The sequence below is a fragment of the Neobacillus soli NBRC 102451 genome (assembly GCF_001591665.1).
GTDB classification, from domain to species: Bacteria; Bacillota; Bacilli; order Bacillales; family Cytobacillaceae; genus Neobacillus; species Neobacillus soli.
Map to the genome: position 1 here is coordinate 1 of NZ_BCVI01000131.1, position 581 is coordinate 581.

1 protein-coding gene is annotated in these 581 nt (G+C 39.2%); it reads right to left on the minus strand.

Annotation, left to right across the window (positions count from 1 at the left end; all coding sequences use genetic code 11):
* Nucleotides 1-48 precede the first annotated feature (48 nt).
* On the minus strand, nt 49-558 hold the full coding sequence (locus BSO02S_RS25975; RefSeq protein WP_066074931.1) for a DoxX family protein: 510 nt from the start codon (nt 556-558) through the stop codon (nt 49-51).
* Nucleotides 559-581 lie beyond the last annotated feature (23 nt).

The window sequence follows — 581 nt, forward strand, 5'->3', positions numbered from 1 at the left end:
AAAAAAAATAGAGTGGAAACGCGAAGTTTCCACTCTAAAGTCATTTTATTAATGAAGCACTGCTGTGTCTTTTTTATTGCGTTTAGTTGCAAAATAGTTGTGTGCATAAGGCATTACATATCGATCTACCCCGAATTTACCAGCATTTGCTCCTGCAACAAGGACGAAGAATGCTAAAAGAATCATTTGCCCGTTTGTGCTTACTGTACCACTGAATAAGAAAGAGAAATTCATGACCATACCCATTAATGTGGCAAAGTTAGTTAGAAGACCTAGGATTAAAGCAATACCGACTAATACTTCGCCCCATTGCACTAAGAAAGAGAACAGATCCGCGTTTGGCAATGCAACGCCCTCTAGAAATGCTGCCCACCAGCCTTGTACTGCTGGGTGATCTCCCGTGCTAGATGCAATCGCTCCTTTTAAGAATCCACTTGCATTAAATCCGCCGCCTGTTAATTTTCCATAACCGGCATGTATAAATTGATATCCTAGATAAATACGAATGATAGCTAATAGTCCTGCTGCAATATTATTTTTCCTTAAAAAATGTAACATGATACTCCATCTCCCTTTGGATT

What these genes read in the sequence shown, in the direction of transcription:
- BSO02S_RS25975 (WP_066074931.1), bottom strand. Translation starts at nt 558, where the DNA reads ATGTTACATTTTTTAAGGAAAAATAATATTGCAGCAGGACTATTAGCT.